The organism is bacterium (assembly GCA_020444325.1).
Lineage (GTDB): Bacteria > Bacteroidota > Ignavibacteria > SZUA-365 > SZUA-365 > BM516.
Genome location: JAHLLD010000006.1, coordinates 203,334 through 225,740 on the forward strand (window position 1 = coordinate 203,334; position 22,407 = coordinate 225,740).

31 protein-coding genes are annotated in these 22,407 nt (G+C 55.5%); 9 read left to right on the forward strand and 22 right to left on the reverse strand.

All coding sequences use genetic code 11. From position 1 onward, the window contains the following. Positions 1-60 precede the first annotated feature (60 nt). The 7 genes from KQI65_10180 to KQI65_10210 form a co-directional block, all read right to left on the reverse strand. Positions 61-774 (reverse strand): acetolactate decarboxylase, encoded by a 714-nt coding sequence (locus KQI65_10180; protein MCB2205105.1) that lies wholly within the window; start codon positions 772-774, stop codon positions 61-63. Between the two features lie 16 nt (positions 775-790). Continuing rightward, complete coding sequence (locus KQI65_10185) at positions 791-1,120, reverse strand: hypothetical protein (protein MCB2205106.1); 330 nt, start codon at positions 1,118-1,120, stop codon at positions 791-793. A 101-nt stretch (positions 1,121-1,221) separates the two neighbouring features. Continuing rightward, entirely contained in the window at positions 1,222-1,572 is a 351-nt protein-coding gene (locus tag KQI65_10190) for a hypothetical protein (protein MCB2205107.1), read from the reverse strand. A gap of 256 nt (positions 1,573-1,828) precedes the next feature. Beyond that, on the reverse strand, positions 1,829-2,053 hold the full coding sequence (gene rpmB, locus KQI65_10195; GenBank protein MCB2205108.1) for a 50S ribosomal protein L28: 225 nt from the start codon (positions 2,051-2,053) through the stop codon (positions 1,829-1,831). Positions 2,054-2,081: 28 nt separating this feature from the next. Next, positions 2,082-2,339 (reverse strand): 30S ribosomal protein S18, encoded by a 258-nt coding sequence (gene rpsR, locus KQI65_10200; GenBank protein ID MCB2205109.1) that lies wholly within the window; start codon positions 2,337-2,339, stop codon positions 2,082-2,084. Then, entirely contained in the window at positions 2,336-2,569 is a 234-nt protein-coding gene (gene rpmE / locus KQI65_10205) for a 50S ribosomal protein L31 (GenBank protein ID MCB2205110.1), read from the reverse strand. Before rpmE ends, rpsR begins: the two co-directional genes overlap by 4 nt. Before the next feature lie 11 nt (positions 2,570-2,580). Beyond that, positions 2,581-2,751, reverse strand: a complete 171-nt coding sequence (locus KQI65_10210) for a hypothetical protein (protein ID MCB2205111.1) — start codon at positions 2,749-2,751, stop codon at positions 2,581-2,583. 358 nt (positions 2,752-3,109) lie between these two features. On the opposite strand from KQI65_10210, the gene KQI65_10215 reads away from it, so the two are divergent. Together KQI65_10215 and bshB1 are read left to right on the forward strand one after the other, a co-directional pair. After that, entirely contained in the window at positions 3,110-6,037 is a 2,928-nt protein-coding gene (locus tag KQI65_10215) for a hypothetical protein (protein MCB2205112.1), read from the forward strand. A gap of 2 nt (positions 6,038-6,039) precedes the next feature. Next, a complete protein-coding gene (bshB1, locus tag KQI65_10220; protein MCB2205113.1) occupies positions 6,040-6,771 on the forward strand; it encodes a bacillithiol biosynthesis deacetylase BshB1 in 732 nt (243 codons plus the stop codon). Here the strand turns inward: bshB1 and KQI65_10225 are convergent. From KQI65_10225 to KQI65_10245, 5 genes are all read right to left on the reverse strand, one after another. Beyond that, entirely contained in the window at positions 6,764-7,156 is a 393-nt protein-coding gene (locus tag KQI65_10225) for a hypothetical protein (GenBank protein MCB2205114.1), read from the reverse strand. The genes bshB1 and KQI65_10225 overlap by 8 nt on opposite strands. Position 7,157: 1 nt before the next feature. Then, positions 7,158-7,889 (reverse strand): PASTA domain-containing protein, encoded by a 732-nt coding sequence (locus tag KQI65_10230; protein ID MCB2205115.1) that lies wholly within the window; start codon positions 7,887-7,889, stop codon positions 7,158-7,160. A 90-nt stretch (positions 7,890-7,979) separates the two neighbouring features. After that, positions 7,980-8,735, reverse strand: a complete 756-nt coding sequence (locus KQI65_10235) for a DUF1573 domain-containing protein (protein MCB2205116.1) — start codon at positions 8,733-8,735, stop codon at positions 7,980-7,982. A 36-nt stretch (positions 8,736-8,771) separates the two neighbouring features. Beyond that, positions 8,772-9,398 carry a porin family protein gene (locus tag KQI65_10240; GenBank protein MCB2205117.1) on the reverse strand — a complete coding sequence of 209 codons (627 nt, stop codon included), beginning with the start codon at positions 9,396-9,398 and terminating at the stop codon, positions 8,772-8,774. A 63-nt stretch (positions 9,399-9,461) separates the two neighbouring features. Further along, positions 9,462-10,613, reverse strand: a complete 1,152-nt coding sequence (locus KQI65_10245; protein MCB2205118.1) for a hypothetical protein — start codon at positions 10,611-10,613, stop codon at positions 9,462-9,464. A 219-nt stretch (positions 10,614-10,832) separates the two neighbouring features. On the opposite strand from KQI65_10245, the gene KQI65_10250 reads away from it, so the two are divergent. From KQI65_10250 to KQI65_10275, 6 genes are read left to right on the forward strand one after another with little or no spacing between them, the layout of a single operon-like run. Next, positions 10,833-11,177 carry a metalloregulator ArsR/SmtB family transcription factor gene (locus KQI65_10250; protein ID MCB2205119.1) on the forward strand — a complete coding sequence of 115 codons (345 nt, stop codon included), beginning with the start codon at positions 10,833-10,835 and terminating at the stop codon, positions 11,175-11,177. Beyond that, the gene (gene arsB / locus KQI65_10255; GenBank protein ID MCB2205120.1) at positions 11,174-12,244 is read left to right on the forward strand and encodes an ACR3 family arsenite efflux transporter; all 1,071 of its coding nucleotides are present in this window, start codon (positions 11,174-11,176) and stop codon (positions 12,242-12,244) included. The genes KQI65_10250 and arsB overlap by 4 nt, the downstream gene beginning before the upstream one ends. Continuing rightward, entirely contained in the window at positions 12,241-12,930 is a 690-nt protein-coding gene (locus KQI65_10260) for a protein-tyrosine-phosphatase (GenBank protein MCB2205121.1), read from the forward strand. The genes arsB and KQI65_10260 overlap by 4 nt, the downstream gene beginning before the upstream one ends. A 34-nt stretch (positions 12,931-12,964) precedes the next feature. Beyond that, positions 12,965-13,780, forward strand: coding sequence for an arsenite methyltransferase (gene arsM, locus KQI65_10265; protein ID MCB2205122.1), 816 nt, complete (start codon positions 12,965-12,967; stop codon positions 13,778-13,780). Further along, complete coding sequence (locus KQI65_10270) at positions 13,767-14,303, forward strand: thioredoxin family protein (GenBank protein ID MCB2205123.1); 537 nt, start codon at positions 13,767-13,769, stop codon at positions 14,301-14,303. Before arsM ends, KQI65_10270 begins: the two co-directional genes overlap by 14 nt. A 17-nt stretch (positions 14,304-14,320) precedes the next feature. Beyond that, entirely contained in the window at positions 14,321-15,082 is a 762-nt protein-coding gene (locus KQI65_10275; GenBank protein MCB2205124.1) for a DUF1573 domain-containing protein, read from the forward strand. Here KQI65_10275 and KQI65_10280 read toward each other — a convergent pair. The 10 genes from KQI65_10280 to KQI65_10325 all read right to left on the reverse strand — a co-directional run bounded on the left by KQI65_10280 (position 15,079) and on the right by KQI65_10325 (position 21,912). Next, positions 15,079-15,585: a TlpA family protein disulfide reductase gene (locus KQI65_10280; GenBank protein MCB2205125.1), complete on the reverse strand. Its 507-nt coding sequence runs from the start codon at positions 15,583-15,585 to the stop codon at positions 15,079-15,081. The two genes, KQI65_10275 and KQI65_10280, sit on opposite strands and share 4 nt — an antisense overlap. A 10-nt stretch (positions 15,586-15,595) precedes the next feature. After that, positions 15,596-16,072 (reverse strand): thioredoxin family protein, encoded by a 477-nt coding sequence (locus KQI65_10285; protein ID MCB2205126.1) that lies wholly within the window; start codon positions 16,070-16,072, stop codon positions 15,596-15,598. After that, complete coding sequence (locus tag KQI65_10290) at positions 16,017-16,814, reverse strand: hypothetical protein (protein ID MCB2205127.1); 798 nt, start codon at positions 16,812-16,814, stop codon at positions 16,017-16,019. The genes KQI65_10285 and KQI65_10290 overlap by 56 nt, the downstream gene beginning before the upstream one ends. 215 nt (positions 16,815-17,029) lie before the next feature. Beyond that, entirely contained in the window at positions 17,030-18,325 is a 1,296-nt protein-coding gene (locus KQI65_10295) for a permease (GenBank protein MCB2205128.1), read from the reverse strand. Positions 18,326-18,379: 54 nt separating this feature from the next. Continuing rightward, the gene (locus KQI65_10300) at positions 18,380-19,081 is read right to left on the reverse strand and encodes a sulfite exporter TauE/SafE family protein (GenBank protein ID MCB2205129.1); all 702 of its coding nucleotides are present in this window, start codon (positions 19,079-19,081) and stop codon (positions 18,380-18,382) included. Positions 19,082-19,083: 2 nt separating this feature from the next. Next, positions 19,084-19,503 (reverse strand): hypothetical protein, encoded by a 420-nt coding sequence (locus KQI65_10305; protein ID MCB2205130.1) that lies wholly within the window; start codon positions 19,501-19,503, stop codon positions 19,084-19,086. Positions 19,504-19,529: 26 nt separating this feature from the next. After that, on the reverse strand, positions 19,530-19,763 hold the full coding sequence (locus KQI65_10310) for a TM0996/MTH895 family glutaredoxin-like protein (GenBank protein MCB2205131.1): 234 nt from the start codon (positions 19,761-19,763) through the stop codon (positions 19,530-19,532). Between the two features lie 5 nt (positions 19,764-19,768). After that, entirely contained in the window at positions 19,769-20,107 is a 339-nt protein-coding gene (locus KQI65_10315; protein MCB2205132.1) for a metalloregulator ArsR/SmtB family transcription factor, read from the reverse strand. 288 nt (positions 20,108-20,395) lie between these two features. Next, complete coding sequence (locus KQI65_10320; protein MCB2205133.1) at positions 20,396-21,514, reverse strand: C-GCAxxG-C-C family protein; 1,119 nt, start codon at positions 21,512-21,514, stop codon at positions 20,396-20,398. 89 nt (positions 21,515-21,603) lie between these two features. Then, positions 21,604-21,912 (reverse strand): metalloregulator ArsR/SmtB family transcription factor, encoded by a 309-nt coding sequence (locus KQI65_10325; protein ID MCB2205134.1) that lies wholly within the window; start codon positions 21,910-21,912, stop codon positions 21,604-21,606. 134 nt (positions 21,913-22,046) lie between these two features. Between KQI65_10325 and KQI65_10330 the strand changes: the two genes are divergently transcribed. Then, positions 22,047-22,289, forward strand: coding sequence for a hypothetical protein (locus KQI65_10330; GenBank protein ID MCB2205135.1), 243 nt, complete (start codon positions 22,047-22,049; stop codon positions 22,287-22,289). Positions 22,290-22,407 lie beyond the last annotated feature (118 nt).

Below are 22,407 nucleotides of genomic sequence, written 5' to 3' on the forward strand. Positions count from 1 at the left end.
ATTAGGCTGATTTCAAAGATAGCAAATCGGCGTGGCTGATGCAATAGATGTGCGACGGAATCACAGCTTGGGAAGGAGCAGTACGGCGTTGCTGCTGAGTGTTGCGGATTCGAGATGGCCGGATTTCCTGCCGTCCGCTGTCACCATATGTACGTGCATGTTGCTGCCATGATGCGTGAAAATGCCGTGATGATGGTCCGAGTAGAAGCCGAGGAGGCGTACGTCGGCATTCTCCAGCGAGAAATGGACCTGCACCTGCTCGCACTTTTCCCTGCTGTGCGTTGTGGTATCGGTCTTGTTCACGACGTGGTATGCTACATAGGGCAGAACGCCGCGAACGCCGAACGGGAAGGCGTCATTCACATCAATTCCGTGTTCGACTGCTGCTCGGGCGACAAAATTTTCTAGGCCGGCGAGATCCTGAACTTCTGCGGGAATGGGTACCTCCTGCCAGGAAGGGACTTCGGCGTAAACAAGGAAGCTGGCACGCACTTCGAACGTGCTGGCGACGGACACGGTGTCAGACTGCACACGAGCGATTGACGGACGCCCGTTCCAGACTGTGATCTCGCCCTGCAGTCCTTCAACCGGACCAATTGCGTACACAGGGGCATCCGGGGCGAAGTCCGTCAAATCCATCGTCGGACGTAAATCTCCATCACGCATGACCTTCCTGATTTCCCCGGCGGTATACACCTGTGGCGTCTGTGCGGCAAGCACCCCGCAGACACACAACATTGTGAAACCGAAAAGGATTATTCTTCTATTGACCATGGGAAACAACTCAGATTTAATAGACAAGTATTGGAACTATAGTATCCTTCTTCAGTGTCCATGCATAGCCGAACTGGCTGCTGTCGATCTGTCGATTACCGTAATGAAGGGTCGAACCTGGAATGAGAGTGTCGATGCCGAGCTCGGAAAACAACCATTCGTGCTTCTCGCCCATATGAATTGGTGCGCAGGCTATCCTCATCTTGTCCACGATATGAAACATACCTTCCTTATCCGGTTGCCAGAGGGTTAAACGGTAATTCTCAAGCACTCCCTTGCCTGCATACTGCGCTACAATACTCGAATCCGTCATCATCAGCTTCAGTGGATGCGGGTGTTCTTTCATGTACTGCGCGGCCTCTTCAGCAGAGGGACGATCGCTGCAAGCGCAGATAAACAGAGCAGCAACGCACAGAAGCGTCAGACATGATCTATTTCCAACTCTCATCACGTTACCCCGGCTTCGGATTCCTTTTCCTTCTCCATACTCAATTGCCTCCAACCGATGAGTAGCAACGCAAATCCGTAAATGGAGTAAACAACCCATTCTACTCGAGGGACATCCGTGAGCGCGTAGAAAATGTTTACCGCACCGACCACTCCGATCATAATGCTGTAGCCCCATCCCCACCCGATTCCTGAACGGCCTTTGAGAAAAAACATTGCTCCGCCAGTGACGATGAGCAATTCGGAAAACACGTACAGTGCGATCTGGCCATTTGCACCATCTTCCAGACCATACTCGGTCTTCAGGTAAATCCCTGCCATGCCGATGACAAATCCCCAGAATGTCCTCATACCTGCCCTCTCATGAATGAATAATTATGCACTTTCTGCATATTTCTCCGCGGGATGGCGTGAAATGCGCCCGAAAGCGAACTCCGCGCAAGATACCATCGAATTTGTGTCAGGCGCAATAAGAGGCTATTTTGTCCGCAACCAACCCCTATAAAAAAACACCCCTCTGCGTCGAAACACAGAGGGGCGCTCTTCACTCATACATTTTATGCACTTTCTGCATATTTCCCGGGAAGGGAGGGCAGAAAGGGGGAGATTACAACAGGCCGGCCTTCTGAAGGGTGACGAAGGCGCCGTTCTTGTTGATGGTCTTGAGGGCGCGGGCGCTGATGCGCACGGTCACGAAGCGCTTCTGCTCCGGAATATAGATTTTCTTCTTCTGAAGATTCGGGAGCTGACGGCGTTTGACGCGGTTGTGCGAGTGGGAAACGTGGTTTCCAACCAGCGGACCTTTACCCGTCACCTGACATTTGCGAGCCATTGATCTATCCTCTTCGTTTATCGATTGCTTACTTGAGTCCTTCGCCCACGAACGGCATGAAGGCCATGTAACGCGCGCGCTTGATCGCTTCAACGACGCGACGCTGATTCTTTGCAGACAGGCCGGTCAGACGGCGCGGGAGAATCTTGCCCTGGTCGTTGGTGAAGCGCTCGAGGAACTTGCTTTCCTTGTAGTCGATGTAAATGACGTCCTGTCCGCGGAACGGATCGGGACGGCGCTTTGCAACATTCGAACGGCGGCGGCCGCCACGTCTCTGGGGTCTCATGCGCTCTGACTCTCCTTCTTCTTGGCTTCGTTGTACTTGGCATAACGGCGATTGAATTTCTCAACGCGGCCTGCCGAGTCGATGATTTTCTGCTTGCCCGTGTAGAACGGGTGGCACTGCGAACAGATTTCTATTTTCAGCGTCTCGCGCGTCGAGCGCGTGACAAAGGTCGAGCCGCAGCTGCACGTCACTTCACATTTGTGATAGCGCGGATGCAAATTTTCTTTCATTGTATCACCAATTAAAATTTCATGTTCTGCAGGTCATTGACGCTCGCGACACGCATCATGCGCTCGCGGAACTTCCAGGACTTGGTGTCCTCGTCGTAAATGGACACGATGGCCTTGATGGATACTCCTTCAGCCTTGTCCTTCGCCTTCGACTTGTCGGCAAATGTCTGTTTCTTCGCCACGATCGTTCTCCTGATGATATCTCATCGAAAATTCTGCTTCAGTCAAAGCAGAATTAAATGTAAGAAACAATCCGTCCAGAGTCAATAGTTTTCTCAGGTGGGACGGATACTCCACCCCTGCACAATGCGTTGCAGCCATCGTGCGGGACAGGACAACAAGTATACGGAAGCGGCCCGACCTGTGCAAGTGCCTTCTTTTATACCCCCCTCAAACGAGGCTCGCACGCCAGAAAGGGGACGGCTGCAGCATCAGGGACACCCCGGCACCTCGAGGGAGCCCCCATTCACCTTGAGGAAAGCGCGCCGGTTGCGTATGTTAGGGGATTGACCCTGTTTTCTCTATCAGACGGGAGCCCACGTGAAATACCGCCTGCTGACCGGCGTCGCCGCCGGGGCCATGATCGCGTTCTGGACAGCCGCACACTCTTTTTTCTTCCCAACCCTCTACTGGGGCGTCTTTCCGCTCGTTCTCGGAATTATCCCCTTTGTGGCCGCGCTGCTCACGGGCCAGCGTACGTGGTTCTTTTCCCTCTTTCCTTCCTCCCTTCGCCGCTATTTGCCTACAACGCTGGCGTTGCTGCTGCCGGCGGGAGTGATGGGACTCTACTCGATAACAGACAATCTCGCGTTCGTTGATGGACAGTCTTCCATCGTCCCACTGCTCATTCTCACGGTGATTTATGGCATCGGGGCGGGACTCCCCCTCGCCGCGCTCGCCGCTGCTGAGGCCCAGCGCGAGGAAGAAGGCGACCGTCTGCCCTGGCTGCTGCTCGGGGCAGGCTTCGGGGCGCTCGGGATGACGCTGCTCACCACGGGCATGGATCTGCGATTGCTGTTCTTCATCCAGGCCGCTGCTTCCCTCCCGCTGGTGTTCAATTTCCCGAAGGACAAGGCGCCGGACGAAAAAGCCGTGCGCAAACAGGAAAAGGAACTGCGCCTGCCGTCGCCGTGGATAACAGTGCAGTATGCCGTGCCGCTGCTGATTACCTTCGTTCTGCCCTGGTATCTCTATGAAATGGCGCAGATGCCCGCGATTTCGGAAGGAATGCTGGCGCGCATGCCCGCAGCGCTGCTGATTGCGATGGGACTCGGATGGCAGGTGGGACTCATGACCGCACGCAGGGCGCAGGGACTTATCGTCGGTATCGTAGCGCTGATTTTCGCGGCGGGATTGCTGATCAATCTTTCCGCTTCCTATGTGGCCGATTGGTATCCTTCAATGTATACGGAGTACTACCAGGGCGCGGTGGCCGATGCGGCAGCGCAGATGCTCATGCTGCATCTGCTCGGCGCGGTGTTTTTTGCCGCCATGGGTTTCGCACATATTCGTAAACCCGATACCCCGGTACTTTCTCAGTACATGCTCGAAACGCTGCTCACTGCGGGCATTGTGGGATTTCTCATTCTCAATGGACTCGTCTTCTTCACGTGGATTGGCGTTGGTGCCGCCGGACTGCTGTCGCTGCTGGCGCTGTATCTCCTGCTGCGCCGCTATCGACGCGAAACGGGATGGATCATCGCGGCTTCGCTGTGGGCCGCGCATCTGCTGCTGCTCACCGGTTTGCAGACGCCCGGATTTCACAACTTCTTCAATCCGCAGGCGTTCCGCATCGTCGAAGAGGAAGCGACTCCCGCCGGGAAAATGACGCTGCAGCAATCGCGCGATTATGACGACCGCTTCCATGCGCTGTTCTGGAATCAGCAGGAAACGCTCACCCAGGCGTCGCGCGCCGTGCAGAGCGACCTGTATCGAATGGGACATCTCCCGATGTTCATGGGACCGGAAGATGCTTCGGTGCTCGTGCTCGGACTCGGCAGCAGCATCCCGATCGAGGCAGTGCAGATGCACAAGCCCTCTTCGGTCACCGTCGTCGAACCTTCGGCGGCGATCCTGCACCTCTCGGATGCCACTCGTACCACCGCGCGTCCTCGTCCCTGGCTCGAAAACGTCAGCCTCCACAACGAACGCATCGAAGCATACCTCGCGCGCACTGATGAAAAAGTCGATGTGATCATTTCCGCCGAACCACTGGCTGAAGCGGGTCCCGCCCCACAGCTGTTCACCACCGCCTGGTTCCAGGCTATCTCGGACCACCTCAGTGAGAAGGGCATCATGGCGCAGTGGATTTCGCTCGCGCGCATGCCGCTCGACGGACTGCGTCCCGTCTTCTCCGCTGCAGCGGAAGTCTTCCCTGCAGTGGAGCTCTGGATCTCGACGCCGGATCCGGAAAATGCCATGGTCGGAATCATCGCTTCCAACAGCGCCTTTGCCGCAGACCAGCCCTCACGTGCGCGTTTCGAATCGCTGATGCACGAGTCGAAAGACATGGAACTGCATTTCCGCCGTGCGGAACTCGGGAGTTATGCATCCCTGCTCTCCGCCTACGGCGCCAATCGCGCGGGCATGGAACGACTTGCCGGGGGACTCCCGCCGTATGGCATGTTCGACATGCTGCCACAACGCGGCGGATTCGATGCGCAGGGGACGTTCGTGGATATCATGCAGCTGTTCGCACAGCGCACTCCGCCTGACCGTCTTCTCGCTTCGGCAGATGACAGTACGCGGACGCTGACGCAGACGCTGTTCCAGGAACGCAACACCGTGCTCCGCGCAAAAGCGGCCGTGATGGCGGGCGACGACAGCAGCGCGGTGCGTGAGCTGACGCAGCTTCTCGTCACCACACCGCAGAACGAGGAAGGTGCCCGCGTGCTCGGTGACCTCTTCCTGCGCCAGGCCGCCAGCTATGTCGGCAACGAGCAATGGGGTCCCGCACTCGCACTCATCACCCGCTCCCTGCAGCTGATGCCGGTGAACACGTATCTCCTGCGTCTGCTGATGATCGCCTCCTTCAACATCGGTGATCGTGAAGCGTCGGGACTCGCCATCGACGGCATCAAGCGCCTCGATCCATCACATGCCGGCTTCCGCGATAACCAGGCCACCATCCGAGCACGGGAAGGTGCAACCGACGATGCGCTGCTGCTGTACGAAAACGCCATCACGCTCGATCAAACGAATGAGGAATTCTACTGCAACATGGCATCGTTCCACTACAGTCAGAACCGCATCTGGGAAGCCATACGCGTGCTGGATCAGGCCACGCAACGAGCATACTACCCCGCGAAGGCCCTGTATCTGAAAGGCATGTTCTATGCCGAACAGGGACAGCTCAAGTTTTCACGCGAGGCGTATGAGGCATACCTGAAAGCTGCATCCCCTATTGATCCCTACCGCGCGGACGTGCTCAAGAGGCTCGAGGAACTGAAAAAATTTGAAAAGAGGTAAGCATGGAAGCTTCACAGCTCGACGTCCTGGCCTTCGCACCGCATCCCGATGATGCAGAGCTGCATTGCGCCGGCACGCTCCTCCTGCTCTCGCAGGCGGGGCGGCGCGTGGGTATTATCGACCTCACGCGAGGCGAACTCAGCACGCGGGGAACGGTGGACAGTCGTGCCGCGGAAACCGCGGAGGCCACGCGCATTCTCGGACTCGATCTGCGTGAGAACCTGGATCTGCCGGACGGCGGACTCGCCAACATTCCCGAGCAGCGCATGGCTGTCATTCGCGCTCTGCGGCAATGGCGTCCCGCCACCGTAATGCTGCCATATTTCGAAGACCGGCATCCCGATCACATGCACGCCTCCGAACTCGTGCGCGATGCCGTATTCGCGTCGGGACTCGCGAAGCTGAAAAGCAGCGACACTGCCGGACGCGCGCAGCTGCCCTGGCGTCCCGCCCGCGCCTACTATTACATGCTCTCCCACGACTTCACACCGGCCTTCATCATCGACATCAGCGCGGTGTTCGAGCAGAAAATGCAGGCCGTGCGCGCATACGCGTCGCAGTTTTATACGGGGGAAAACGAGGATGGACCGGAGACATATATCAGTACGCCGGAGTTTCTTGACTCGCTGATCGGACGCGCACAGCGTCTCGGTTTTCATGTCGGAGGGAAATACGGGGAAGGATTTCTGCCGCTGCAGCCGCAGCGTTTTGAAGCCGAGTGGCTGCTCAGCTGATGTCGTCGCTGTACCAGCGCCGTTCGAGATCGTCGGCCACCGCCGCCAGTTCCTGAATCATGCGGGCACATTCCTTGATCGTCGTCGTCAGCAGGTCGAACATCGCAACCAGCACAACCTCCTCCTCTTCCAGCAGTGCCGTTCGTGTGTAGCGCAGCGAGGCATTGAGCTGCAGCAGGTACCGCAGGTCGACGCACTCGTTGACCCGTCCTACGGTCGAATACATCACCGCAACTTCCTCATCCCCCATCAGATCAATTTTCCCATAGATCACCTGCCGTCTTCCGCCGGGTGTCGGGATTTCAATCGTACTGATATCCCCGCTATGCGAGTATTCGCCAGTGGACAGCAGGGCGACCTGCTGCATGATTTCATGTACGGTCATGTCAGTGCGCCACGGTGAGATTGACGGCGCCATTGGGAGCGATGGGATCGCCCGCGAGAGGATCCTGCGCCAGCACCGTGTTCGGGAGGAAACTGCTGTTTTCGCTGTAGGAAACCTTGCCGAGCCGCAGACCGCTTTCAAGCAATTTCTGCTGCGCCTCATCCAGACTCAGTGCAACGAGGTACGGGATTTCCACCTCGATGTCCGATCCCCCGCTCACGGTAATTTCCACGACACTGTTCTTCGGCACACGTTTGCCCGGCGCGATGTTCTGCGAGACCACCGATTCAGCCGGGAGATCCGATGGCTCGTAGCTCACCTTCCCGATGCGGAATTCCATCTGTTCGAGTGTGATACGCGCGTCGCGCAGCGAGCGTCCACGCAGATTCGGCATGGCGATGCGCTCTTCCCCGCCGCTGACCGTCAGATACACATTGCGTCCCTCCCGCACCACGCTGTTGGCGACGGGATCCTGAAACGCCACATGTCCGGGCGGGATATCCGGGTGTGACGCGGTGTCGTAAATCTGCGGTTTGAGATCCTTGCTCTCGAGCAGAGCCATGGCCGCCTCGGCCTTTTTCCCCGTGACATCGGGAATGGTGATTTCGTCCCGTGAGTGCACGAGGGCCGGCATGATCCAGGCATCCGCGATGAACATAAGGATGAACAGGCTGGAGAGCACGATGTAAATCTTGATCGCGAGTCGTGAAGTCAGTTTGTCCTTGAGTGCCATGACGCCGTTAATCCAATCAAGTAAAAAGACAAGTTAGGATGCTGCCACTTCGTGCGCAAAAGCGCTGTCTGATTCACAGGCAATCTGCCGCTATTCAACCATACCGGTAAATTCCACCTGTCGCGCTTCGGGTCCGCTGTACACCACCACGCTGCCGAGCAGTTTGCCTTTCACCTTCGGGGTAAAGCGCACTGTAATCTCCTGCGACGCTCCCGCTTCGAGGGTGAACTTTTCCGGGGAGAAGGATGCAGTGGTCACGGGACGAACGACAGGCGGACCGCTGCCGTCATCTCCCCGATCCTCGATGCTGAGTACTGCCTGTACGGCAACGATTTCCTGTGGCGCATCGCCGAGGTTCGTGATGGTGAAGCTGCGTTTCGCCTCGCGTCCCACGGGAATACTGCCGACCTCGATTTTCTCGGGCTCCGTGCGGAAACCGGAGACGATATCCGCCTTGATGCGCAGGACGAAATGCGGCCGCGGCTCATCGTTCACAAACACGGAAACGGATTTTTCCACATGTCCATTACTCGATCGCGGTGGATAGAAGGTCACACGAATTTCCGTATCCTCACCCGGGGCGAGCACATCATCGTCGGGCATGGCAGCCGTGCAGCTGCAACTCGCCTTCACTGCCGTAAAACGCATGGTATCACTGCAGGTGTTCGTGAAGCGAAACGCATGCGTGGGTTTTTCGCCATGGTTGATCGTCCCGAAATCATGGATTTCCCCGCCCTCGATGTGCAAACAGTCGCCCTCATCCGCCTTGTCCTGCGCCGAGCATGCGGGCAGGAGGATCAGAAATGCCGGGAGCAGAAGAAGGAAAAAACGTGTCGTGGATTTCATCATGATTCTTCCGTTGGGTCAGAGATACAGGTTGCGTCAGAGATACAGCATGAGTCCACCCCCGAACATGATACCATTGCTGTTGTCGGTATCCGTATCGAGCGTGGTGATATCGCGAATGGTCCGGATTTCCGTACCGAGAAAAATGTAACGCGCATCAAAGTGCAGGGCCACGTTGGCTGAGAACGGGATTTCCAGTCCCAGTCCGAAATGATAGCCCATCTCAAAATTGTCTTCATTCTCGAGAAGACGGCGGACGTCGACACCGGCATTGATCAGCTCGTAATCCGTCAGCGTGTAATACCACCCGATCCCGGCCACGCCGTAGGGATTGAGGAAACTGCCGAGGGGAGCGAATATCATCAGCGAAGCGGTAATCGGAATGTACATCACATCCGCACTCAGGCGGGTGGCATCAAATTTCCCCGCATCGAACATTTCATTGTCACGATAGTCGAGCGTGAGTTCGAGCCCGACATTCCGTCCCCAGCGCAGGCGTCCCTGGAAGCCGAAATACAGCGCCCCCTCCTCCGCGTCGTTGCTCTGATACCAGCCGACATGGGGACCCACCCCGATCGTATTTTCAATAAACACGCGCTGAGCGGAGAGCGGACTGTAAAACATTACCAGGGAAAAAAACGAAAGCAGGATAAAACGTCGCATGTGACTTCCTTTCATAAAATGCTGTCCGCTTGTACCTCGTCAGCAGCGCTTGCGTTCCAATGCTCAGAGCGGGATTTCATCCGAGATGGTTGCGGGTATCGGGAAACGTCCCTTGCCGATCTGGCGCAGGTCCGTTCCGTCACGGCGTACGGTGAAGAGGTACTCGGTATTGTCGCCAATCCATCCGAAGACCACCCATTCGCCATCGGGTGATACGGAAGCCCAGTCCTGCAATTCCCCGAAAATGATGTCGGGGAACATCGCCGTGATATCCCTGACCGAGGAAAGCACCGACGTCTTCTCTCCGTTGTCCACGCGTACGAGCGCGAGCAGCGCCCCGTTGCTGTATGAAGCGAGATATTCGCCCGTACGCTTTGTGAATGCGGAGGGACGCAGCAGTTCCTTGTGGTCGGTGCTGAAATTCTTGCTCACGGCGTTTCCACCCGCGCAATCGAGCGCCATGCCTTTCCCCGCGGATGAGTAGAACAGCGTGGTGCAGCTGCCGTCGAAGGCGATGAGGTGAAAGCCCTGGCGATTGCCCTGCAGCATCGAAAGCGCATCGCCCTGCCAGCGCAGCAGCAGCGATTGATGGTCCACCGCCACGCCCCCTTCCTTCTGCATCATGTCGACACTGACGATGACATTGGCACCGTCGTCACTGATCATCAGTTCACGAACGATGATGATGTCAGGACTGAAGTTGGTCCCTTCGAACTGCTCGCGCACATACACGGAAACGTCCACACGGTTCATCTCCCATGAGGAACAGTCGAAGCGGCAGAGTTCCTGCGCCCACTCCGTGCTGTCTTCCGAGCCAGTGGGACGACGGTACACCGACCATGCGGCATGATGTCCTTCGCGACTCAGCACCGCGCCTCCCACACCATAGATGTATTCTTCTGATGGACCCGAGGTCACCGGCTGCGGTACGGGAATCAGACTGCCGTCTTCACAATGTCCGTACAACCGTGTCTCGGCTCCCGGAGCGACTTCAAACAGGACGATGCCATTTGCCGCCACAGGTGTGACCCGCGTGACGTTGGTCCGTTCCATGTTTTCGACCTTTTTCAGCGTGATGTCATAACGCTGCAGCGTCCCCGCCTGGTCCACGAAATACACGTAGCGCGAGGGCAGCGCCTCGATCACATTGTCATCATCGCAGGACAGCAGCAGGGGGATAATCAGCAGGGAAAGCAGGAAAAGCATGCCTCTCATGGCGGCACCCTCGGTGGATGTGAAACAACGCTTCCCGAAGGAGGCAGCTTGCATATTCGGGAAAAGCATGGCGTTTCGCAAGTGGAAGGCACGCTTCGTGCGCGCCGGGGTTGCACAGGGCGTGTGATATGTATATATTCGGCTATGCGAATATGTGCATATGGAAAAATGGAAAATGCAAACATGGAAACATACACTGTTGTAAACGACGTCGGGGAAATGGGGGAAGTGCTGAAGGCCGTGGCGGATGAGAACCGTCTGCGGATCGTCAATCTGCTGCTGCAACGTGACGAGCTGTGCGTCTGCGACATTGAGCGGGTACTCGGCATGACGCAGACCAAGGTGTCACGTCATCTCGGGACATTGCGACACGCGCAGCTGGTATCCACACGCAGGGATGGCCGCTGGATGTATTACACGCTGCGGCGGGAATCACCTTTTGTCCTTCACCTGCTTGAAGTACTGAAGGAAGGCTTTGCGGACAACGCGCAATATCACGACGACATCAATACACTGGAAAACGCGACGGAACTTGTGTGCTGCATTCCCGGGGAGGAAGCATGACACCTGCAGCACAGCAGCCCCGGAGGCTTTCCTTTCTCGACCGCTACCTCACGGTGTGGATTTTCCTGGCCATGGCGGTGGGTGTGGGACTCGGACATTTTGCACCCGGCATTGCAGGGTTCTGGAACAGTTTTCAGTCCGGCACCACGAACATCCCCATCGCGATCGGACTCATCCTGATGATGTATCCCCCGCTGGCGAAAGTCCGTTATGAAGAACTCGGCGACGTGTTCCGCAACGTGCGCGTGCTCTCGCTCTCCCTCGTGCAGAACTGGATTATCGGTCCGATACTCATGTTCGGTCTCGCCGTGCTCTTTCTTCCCGGACAGCCGGAGTATATGACCGGACTCATCCTTATCGGTCTCGCGCGCTGTATTGCAATGGTCATCGTGTGGAATGAACTCGCCTGCGGAGACAACGAATATGCGGCAGGACTCGTGGCCTTCAACTCCATCTTCCAGGTGCTGTTCTACTCGGTGTACGCCTGGGTGTTCATCACCGTGCTGCCTGAGTGGCTTGGCATGCAGGGCACCGTGGTGGACGTTGCCATGTCGGACATCGCGGAATCGGTATTCATCTATCTCGGCATCCCCTTCATCGCCGGCGCATTGACGCGCTTTGTGCTGGTACGCAGGAAAGGCAAGGAGTGGTACCACTCGCGCTTCGTACCGCGTATTTCCCCGATCACGCTCATTGCGCTGCTGTTCACCATCTTCGTGATGTTCTCACTGAAAGGTGAACTCATCGTGCAGTTACCGATGGACGTCCTTCGCATCGCCCTGCCGCTGGTGATTTACTTCGTCGTGATGTTCCTCGTCAGCTTTTTCATGGGCAAACGTATGGGCGCCGACTATTCAAAAACGGCGACACTGAGCTTCACGGCCGCGAGCAACAACTTCGAACTCGCCATCGCCGTTGCCGTCGCCGTCTTCGGTATCAATTCCGGTGTCGCCTTCGCCGCTGTTATCGGTCCCCTGGTTGAAGTCCCGGTCCTCATCGCCCTCGTCGGTGTCGCTCTGCGCTTCAGGGAGAAATATTTCCGCAATACGAAGGAGGCCACCGTATGAGTACGGCAGCAACAGATAATGCGCGTTTTAACGAGCTGTATCCTGCTCTTGCAGATACCTTCGCACAACTCCGAGAGAGCGCAGACCTCATCGCGCAGGACCGCAGAACATTGCTAGAGCAGACGGCAGCATGGATCGCGGAAGAGCTTGCGCAGCGCGATACGGCACGACTGATTTTCATCTGCACGCATAACTCGCGCCGCAGTCACATGGCGCAAATCTGGGCGCAGGTCGCGGCCTGGGGATACGGGCTCGATGGCGTGCAGTGTTTTTCAGGAGGAACGGAAGCGACTGCCTTTCATCCCAATGCCATCGCGGCATTGGTCGGCTGTGGTTTCAAGGAGGAAGCCGGCGAAAATATGCAGAAACTGCATATTTCCCTGCGCTTTTCACCCTCCGCTCCACCGCTGGAGAGCTGGTCGAAACGCTACGACGACCCGTCCAATCCCTCAGGCAATTTCGCGGCCGTCATGACCTGCAGTGACGCCGACGAAGCATGTCCCTTCATCCCCGGCGCAGCCGCCCGTTTCCCCATCCGCTATGAAGACCCGAAGCAAAGTGACGGCAGCGGGCGCGAAGCGGAAGTCTACCGTGAGCGCTGCCTGGAGATCGGGCGGGAGATGATTCTTGTCATGAAGCTTGTGGCGGACGCAGGCGGGGGACGCGTGAAGAACGGATTTGATTAACACTACAACGAATTCACTTGCAATGGAGTGATCTATGAAGACGCCGGAAGAGATAAAGAATGTTATTAAGGAGAAATACAGTGTGATCGCGGAGCAGGCGAAGGAGACGAATGCGTCCTCATGCTGCGGGGCAACGTCGTCGTGCTGTGGGGATGGGATGACGTACTCTATCATGGCTGACGATTACAGCGGACAACAGGGCTATGTCGCGGATGCCGATCTCGCGCTGGGCTGTGGTATTCCCACCGAACATGCCGGCATCAGACCCGGAATGACGGTGCTGGATCTCGGCAGCGGCGCGGGGAACGACGTGTTCATCGCTGCGCATACTGTCGGCGATGAAGGACGCGTGATCGGTGTGGATATGACGGAGGTGATGATAGCGAAGGCGAATGCCAATCGTGAGAAGCTGGGCATCGGGAATGTTGAGTTTCGGCTGGGTGAAATCGAATCGCTGCCGGTCGACGACGATACGATCGATGTCGTGATATCCAACTGCGTGCTGAACCTCGTGCCGGACAAGGCGAAAGCGTTTTCGGAGATCTTCCGCGTGTTGCGTCCCGGAGGCAGCTTCACGGTATCCGACATCGTGGTGGAAGGCGAAATGCCGGATGAGCTACGCAGTGTGGCCGAGCTGTACGCGGGCTGTGTTTCGGGTGCCGAGCAGCGCCAGGCGTACCTTGGACACATCGCACAGGCTGGCTTTGCCAGCGTTCAGACGCCCGTAGAAAAACCTATTCTTATTCCCGAGGATGTGCTTACAGATGTGCTCTCAAATCTCCCGGAAGAAACACGTAATCTCGATGGCGCACGTCTGGTCAGCGTCACCGTCAGAGGTGTCAAACGCTGATCAGATACACACAGATCTTCTGGATGTCGTCTGCGGCATCGCCGACGACGCCCGAAGACAGCTCCACAGAGCCATCGGCAGCCTGATCCTGCTCCTCCTGCTGTCTTCTGTTTACGGATGCGGCGAAAAACAGGCATCCAGTGACGAAGCATCCGTTGAGCGGAATCCGACTGATACGCTTATCGTCCCACTGCGCGCCGAGACGATGCGAGTGTTCCTTTCTGCGGGCAGCACATCTGTGATTGAATTCGGTGGGAAGCGCTGCCTGCCATGTCAGGAAATGCGCGGCATTCTCAAAACCCTCGCGCTGCGTCGACCGGACATTCGCATTGGTATCGTTTTCTGGGAAGATACACCGGAATTGTTCGCGGAATGGGAAGTGACGCTGATTCCCGCACAGATTATCTTTGATGCACAGGGCCGGGAAGTTGCGCGGCATCGGGGTGTGTGGGAACTCAAGGACATGCTCGCCCATATTCCCGCGAATTCGGAAGAACCGGAGAACGAATCGCTCACATACTGAACTTCTGGAGATTTTTCATGCTTTCCCCACGTTTGCTAACTGCGATCAGTTTGCTGGTTATCCTCCTCTCGACGAGTATGGATGCGCAGCAGCAGGAGCCGCGCTCATGCTTTCAGCTTGAGGAATCCACTGATTTCGATTTCGGCAGCATAGCGCAGAGCGACACTGTCTCGCATACCTTCATATTCCGCAATGGCTGCGCTGATACAGTCACCATAGCCTCCGCTCGATCGAGCTGTGGCTGCACGGCTGTCGTACTAAGTGAAAAAATCATTCCCCCGGGTGAGACGGCACGTATTCAGGCAACATTCACCCCGCCACGTGGCTCACGCGATCGCGTGCGGAAATCCGTGAGCGTGTATCTCTCCGGAGACGACACAGCACATACCGTCCTGCGCGTATCTGCACGTGTACGCAGCGACATTGCGCTCGATCCGTCATACATTAAAATCCCCGATGCCCGCGCTGGTAAACAGGTCACCGTGCAATCGACAGTACATAATATTTCGGATCGCACGCTGCTGGTGGAGACGACAGGCGTGAGCCTGATCTCGTATCCCGCGTACCCACAGCAGGCGGGGAAGGCAAAGCTTCCCCTGTCGGGTGGCAGCGTGTCGCCGACGCAGCTCACACTGGCGCCGGACGAACGCGCTGATTTCACGATTACGTTCATACCGGAGTGGGAGGGGCAGATCAACGGTTCGCTTGGTCTGCGCATAGGTGAAAATGAAAGCATCATCTTCATGTTCGCCGATGTGGCTGCGCAGGGGGCGCGTTAGTCTTTGATCACTTTCTCGAATTTCTTCTCGTCTCCAGCAAGAAAACCGTGCTGCTTCAGGAGGAGCTTTCCGTCCGTATCGACAATGAGCGTATAGGGGATTCCCTGTCCATTAAGTTTTTTAAACACCTCACTGACGGGATCCAGCCATACTTCGAATGGGATTCTCTGAGCAGTGATGTATGATTTGACCTTGGCGATGCTGCGGGTATTGTTGATGTTGATGGCGAGGATATGCAGATTTCCAGCCGTGTGCGCTTTGTACACGCTCTCCAATGCTTTCAACTCCTGCTTGCACGCTTTGCACAATCCCCAGAATACCAGAACGACGACTCCGCTCTTCCCTCTTCCAGTGTTATCTCTTACCTCTGCGAGATATTGCTGAAAGGATTGGTCCTCCCCTTCTACATCCTGCAGAAAAAAATCAACGGACGTAAGATTCTGTGCGCGCAACGTTGCTACGCAACACAGGAAGATGACAACTGTCGCGATGAGGTTCTTCATGATGCTCCCACTACGAACGTGAATTTAAGGTACGTAGTACTGGAGGGGGCCGGGAAGGAGTAAGACCTCGCGTGGAGAGAAGAGAATCTATAACTTCCTCTGGATAAAACCCCTCATGTCGGTGAAACTCAATTCCTTCCTGATCAAGGAATATCTGCGTCGGCATGACACGGATGTTATAGGGGTCGACTTCCGCCTTATCCTTTATCACGTCAAGAAAAATGACGGTAAGCTGCTCTTCTCCATAGCGTGAAGCGATTGCTTCCATGATGGGACGCATCAGAATGCACGCTTCACAGTGGTCCATTCCGATCTCCAGGAATGTCACCGGGGTTCCCTGCGTCACCGTACCTGGTGCAGTTCCTGTCGATTCGTCATCGCACGCTGTCAGCAGGAGGAACACAACGATGAGAAAGGGCAGGATGACGCGATCAATGCGCAGCTTCGCCAGACTTCCAGATAAGGTGGAATCCTGCTTGCATATCATTCGCGAGTTGTGTCCCATGATAATACCTGTACAAAGGGTAATCGAAAAATGGTGAAAACAGCAGCGGTCCAATGCGAACGGCACACTGCGGAGAAAAAACCAGCGTCGACATCCCCGAATCATCGATTGGTCCATCATAAAAGTGATCCTGCCATCGATGCTCGATACGTATCTCCGCAATCACCGCCAGGGGTTCCGTGACGCGACAGAGAAAAGCAATGGAGGACCGCAGAACAGGACCATACCGGTATTCTGCGGAATTCGTCGCACTGATATCAAATGACTGCCCGAACAGGAGATAGAGGACATCCTCACTCAAGCTGCCAGTGAGATGTGATCGGAGGGATACGCCCAAGGCACCTGTACTCGGGTCGATATGTTGAGGGAGATTCGTTGACGCAGCAGACAGTGGGATGCGCAGGCCAGCTCCCGCATTCCAATCCCAACCATCTGCCTCGTCCCTGTACAGAAGGTATCTCCCTCCGAGAAATACATGAGATACACCGCTCCCGGTGATGGTGTAGTCCGGGAATCGCTGGGATTTGCGTGGAAAAAACCCCAGGTTCGCCACGGCAGTGACTCGCGCATGAATTCCGTATGCGAAAGCGAGGTCGAGATAATGCATGGTATAGGAGAGTACAGCACCAGTCTCCGTATGGCTGTCCCCGCGGAGGAAGGTATTTCCATGTCCATACCGATAGGAGGCAGAAGTGAGCATGCCCCCGACAGGGAGCATATTCATCGCTGCATTCCCGTATGTGGGCGCCCCTCCTCCGACGGCGGCTCCGCCCATACACGTACATTGAGCTTTCCCCGAATCAGCAATACAACAGAGAAAGATCAGTGTAATAAAGAGCAAGCGTTCAACCTGGGAGGTGACGTTTTCAGATTGCATGCATAAACTCCTACAGGCAGTACTACCTCATGCCGATCTTATCGATCCATAACGAAGCCTACTTAAAAGCTGCCGTACAGCAGTCCACTCAGAGTCGCCATGACAACGACAAGGGCGACGAAAACGAGCGTTTTTTTCGTCCCCATCACGCTGCGGATGACGAGCATGTTTGGTAGCGAAAGGGCCGGGCCTGCAAGTAAAAGTGCGAGTGCGGGCCCCTTTCCCATGCCGCTCATAAGCAATCCCTGGACGATGGGGACTTCCGTGAGCGTCGCGAAATACATGAACGCACCGAACACCGAAGCGAAGAGATTTGCGCCGAGCGAATTTCCACCAACGAGCGCGGAAACCCACTCGTTCGGGATCAGTCCTTCGCCGCCGGCAGTTCCAAGCAGCAACCCCGCCACAAGAACGCCCGCAGCAAGCAGCGGCATGATCTGCTTGGTAAAATCCCAGCTGGACATCAGCCATTCCCGGGGCTCGCCCGGATACAACGCGGTGAGAACGGTGAGACTTCCCGTACCGACGACGAAAGCCAGGAGAGGGCTGCCCGGGACGAGAATGGCTAGGACGACAACTGGTACCGCAGCGAGCAGCACATGCAGCGGTTTCATACCGAGGACACGAACGAGTGTGTACGCAACAATGATGGCGAAGGCCCCGGTGAGGAACCATTTCCAATCGAAAATCAGCGAGAACAGGCCTGCGTCATCTCCCGGTTGCCCCCAGTTCGCAAACACCAGCACACCCACGAGCGCAAAAAAATGCAGGGCGGTTTGCCAGAACGGCCGGCCGTCCTCGACCGGGGGAAGGTTCAACTGCGCAGCAGCTTTCTCGCGCTCCTCCTTTCGGAAGAACAATGCCATCAGTAAACCGATGATGATGGAGAAAACCACTGCACCAATCACACGGGCCACACCAAGTTCGAAGCCGAGTATTCTTGCAGTGAGAATGATGGCAAGAATATTGATGGCGGGACCGGAATACAGAAAGGCGATGGCGGGACCGAGTCCTGCACCTCTCTTATGAATGCTGGAGAAGAGCGGGAGAATCGTGCATGAACAGACCGCGAGTATACTGCCAGAAACGGACGCGATAAGATAGGATTTCCACTTGACCGCATTGGCTCCGAAATACTTGATCACCGACGCCTGACTGACGAAAACGGCGATCACACCGGCGATGAAAAACGCCGGCACCAGGCAGAGGAGAACATGTTCATGAGCGTACCAACGCAGCAGTTCGAAGGATTCGAGTACCGCATTGTCGAAACGGGGTGTTCCGACAGGCATAAACCAAGCGGCGAGGAAAAACGCCGCGATCAAGGAAAATATTTTCAGTTCTTTTCTTTGTTCCATTGTGAGAGATGGCAGCCATCCATAGCGGCTGCACTTCCTTGCGCTTAATATTTGTCAGGAGAAAAACACCTGCCAGATGAGATACACCCCGGTAAGTACAAACAGTACGCCGACGGCCCGGCGAAACCACTTTTCAAAAATTTTGAGGCGCTGATAGAAACTTCCGATTCCACTGACAGTAAATGCGAGAAGCCAGGCAGCCACGATAACGGGGAGTCCGGTCGCGACAGCAAAGACCACCGGGAGGTACAGACCATCTACGCTTGCAACGGTCATGGGCATGAGCATCACGAAATACAGCACCCCGCTATAAGGACAGAATGCGAGAGCGAACAGCATTCCGAGGAACAAGGCCCCAAACGATCCCTGGGTGAACCGTTCTCCGATTCGATTCGTCCAGCTTCCGCCTCCACCGAAACTCAGATGCAGCAGGTCAAGCATGAAGAGTCCGATAAGAATCAGTATTGGTCCCAGCAGTTTTTCACCCCATCCCTGAAATATCCTGGCCACATCGAACGTGGATGCGCCGACAAAGATCGCGATGCCCAATCCGGTATATGAAATGGCCCTGCCCGCCGTATACAGCAGTCCCTTGTAGAACACCTTTTTTCTGTTTTCGATATCCCTGCCGATATAGCCGATGGCAGTGATATTCGTTGCGAGGGGACAGGGACTGATGGCAGTCATCAGTCCCAGAATAAAGGCGGAAAGCACCGGAACATTGGTAGCATCAAGCCATTGCTGAAGAATTTCCATTTCTACTTCAGCATCTTACCGACGGCAGCGATCAGCGCGTCCTTGAGCTTCTCCGGGCTGGAGAGCGCGTACTGGAAAGCCTTCGCCGTGAGATCAACTTTCTCCTTCCCGCAGCAAACGATCAGTGAGGATCCAGCGATCTTGTACTTCTCTACAAGCGTTTCATTTTTTTCGTGTTCAATGTTCAATGATTGGAAGGACACGTTCTCATTGTCCCCATACTTTTCCTTCAGAACGCCTCGGGCGACGCGCTCGATGCTCAGACAGGTTTTGCAACGCCGGGTGCTGTGGAAATAATACACGGAAACGGTCTTCTGCTTTACGTTTTTCCCATTTTCAACATCAGTGCTTCCGGTCGTGCTTGCCCTTGCGCTTCCAGACATGATGAACATCAGTGCGAGAATGACAGACAGCATTTTCATGATGATACTCCGAGGTTTCTTGTCAGTTATGCTTGAAGAAGTTCCACGATCTCTCGTGCGGTTGGGACACGGCCTTTCACAATGACCTTTTCATTGACAACCAATGCAGGTGTCGACATGACGCCGTAGGCCATGATGTCCATGATGTCATCGACTTTTGAAACATCTGCCTCCAGGCCTTCCGCTGTGACGACTTCTCGAACGCGCTGCTCCAGCGTGATGCATTTGGGACAGCCCGTTCCCAGGATCTTGATATTCATGTTGATTACCTCTCGTTAGAATCAATGTGACAGGTTGCAGTTTTGATATCCGTGTTGAGAAAACGATTGAGTTCTCCCCGCATTTCACTCCATACCGCATGATTGATGCAGTACTTGATTTTCGGGGGATTGATTTCCCCCTGAATGAGTCCAGCGTCTTTCAATTCCTTGAGATGCTGTGAAAGTGTGCTGCGTGCAATAGGGAGATTCTCAGCCAGGTCACCGCTGTAGCAGCACGCCTGAGCATTGAGCAGTTCGAGAATATAAATCCGAACTGGATGCGATAGCGCCTTCGCAAAGCGGGCGAGCTTCGTGTTTAATTCTATCTCTGTACTCTGTTCCATGGCGATATCCTTTCAGAAGTTGTGTTCCTCGTCATACTTCAGGAACTCGTTCAGACGCCCTGTACAGTCCGGCCAGTGATCCGCTCTCTCGCGGTTGCTATACGCATTTGCTGAATCCATCGGGCGTTTCGTATTTCGTAAATATACGAAACGCCCAATCTGGTGTCAAGATATCTGGATGAAATTACCCTGTATTACCGGGAGAGCTTCTCCCTCGGCCCGGGAGAACATCACAGCGGGGCGGCCACCACCGCCCCGCTGTCAAGCAAGGTGATCAGGAGAGGCTGGTTATTTCGCGAGGATCATCTTGCGGGTCTTCTCGAACTGCCCCGCCTTGATACGGGCGAAATACGTACCGCTTGAAAGCGTTTGCCCGAAATCGTTGATCCCGTTCCAGGTGACTTCATAGCTTCCAGCGGCCATGTTCTCCCCGTTGACGAGAGTGTTCATCAACCTTCCATGGCTGTCATAGATGTACAGGTACACATTCTCCGACTTCGGAAGTGCGAATTTGATCGTTGTTTTCGGATTGAATGGATTGGGGTAGTTCTGCGAGAGAGAAAATCCGAGAGCAGCTCCGCCGAGCTGGGTGATACCACTGGTGGCATGCGGATCGCCGTGGCAGGTCTCGCATTCCATCTTGGCTGCCACGTTGTCATTCATCCCGTTTCCATGGCAAGCCATGCAGTCGGTAACCTCCTGCGGAACAACATACATCGGGTTGAACTCACCGAGCAGGTTTTCATTCAACAGGTACGCGGCATATGCAGCAGTATCACCGGTGACTCTGGCACATCTCTCCTTGCGTTCGAGATCACCAACTTTCTTCTTTGCGGTATCACACCACATGGTGACGGAAGCATGACAGAGAGGTGAACCCGACTCGTTCTGCGGGAGCGCCTCGGTGACCTTGTTCTCGCCGTACCCGGAGTCAACGCCGAGCTGATTGCTCGTATCGGTGGGCAGCATCACCTGAGTGTACCAGCCATAGAGTTCGTTGACCAGTTTATCTGATGTCGCCTTTTCGCTCACGAGCGAGATCAAGGCGGCAGCCCCGTTAATGGTGCCACAGGTGGCCCCCCACCCTGCGCCACCACCATGGCCATATATCATGATCTCAGGTGGAAAGCTATCCCACGGTTCCCCGATTTGCTTGCGCAGCTCGAACATTATTCCATAGAACGCACCGTACGAGCATCCCTTCCCGCTCCAAAACGCATCGTGCGCAGCGATGCGTACAGCTTCGATATCGAGTTCCGCATACGGATATGGCCACGCGGCCGTTTTCGTGAAGGCCTGGAGCGGTTTCAAGTCCATTGCATTGAGCGCGGCTGCTCCCACTGCGATCCCTGCCACATACTTTGTTCCATTTCTCAGGAACTGTTTCCTGGTAAGGTTTTGATTCATTGTGCATCTCCGGCTGATAATGGTGAGTCTATTCAGCCCAGGTGGGCTTCTATCGAGATGAAAACGAAGATGGAGATGGCTCGCCCCGCTTATGGCACCAAGGCTTTGATGCGGCTTTGCAGGGCATCGAGTACAATTGCTTCCGAGTCATTCAAGAGGTCGAAAACCGCGGGATTCGAAACCCGCAGCATGGTCCGTATGCCATCCTTCCGTGCGCGGAGTACCCCTGCACTGACGAGGACTTTGACATGGCGCGAAATATTCGACTGCTCCAGCTGCAGGACATCAGGCAATTCACATTGGCAACGTTCACCATCGGTAAGGAAAGCAACAATCCTCAACCTGTTGGGATGACCGAGTGCCGTAAACATTTCGGCAAGAAGGTCGTGATGCTCCATATATATTTGCGTCCTTTCAATGCATGTATGATTACATGTCAATATGTACAAGTATACATGGAATGTCAATAGCGGATTGCCGCTGGAGAACAACGTTTTCAGAGCTTTGCCTGCGATGTTCAGGTTGTTTATGTTTGAGTGCAATACTGACAGATCATGCGGGCGCCGGCCCGCGAACATCATACGGAACGGAGGACTGGAATGCATGCAGTTCCGAAACCATCGACGGGGTATTGTACTACCTCGCGCCGACGCTTGGAGCGAGCATCTCCGGCATCCTCATGCCGTTCGAGCTGGCCGAAATACTGCTTGCGATCTGGCCGGTGATTAACGGGCTCCCTGCGCCTACTCCAGAGCCTGCTGCTGAATCGGTCTGATGGTGACATACTCCCGGAAGGAATTCATTTCCTCCAAAATCTGTTAGCCTTGAAGCGCATCACATATATGTACACACCGTGATGTGAATACACGCAGCACCTTATGAAAGGATCTCCC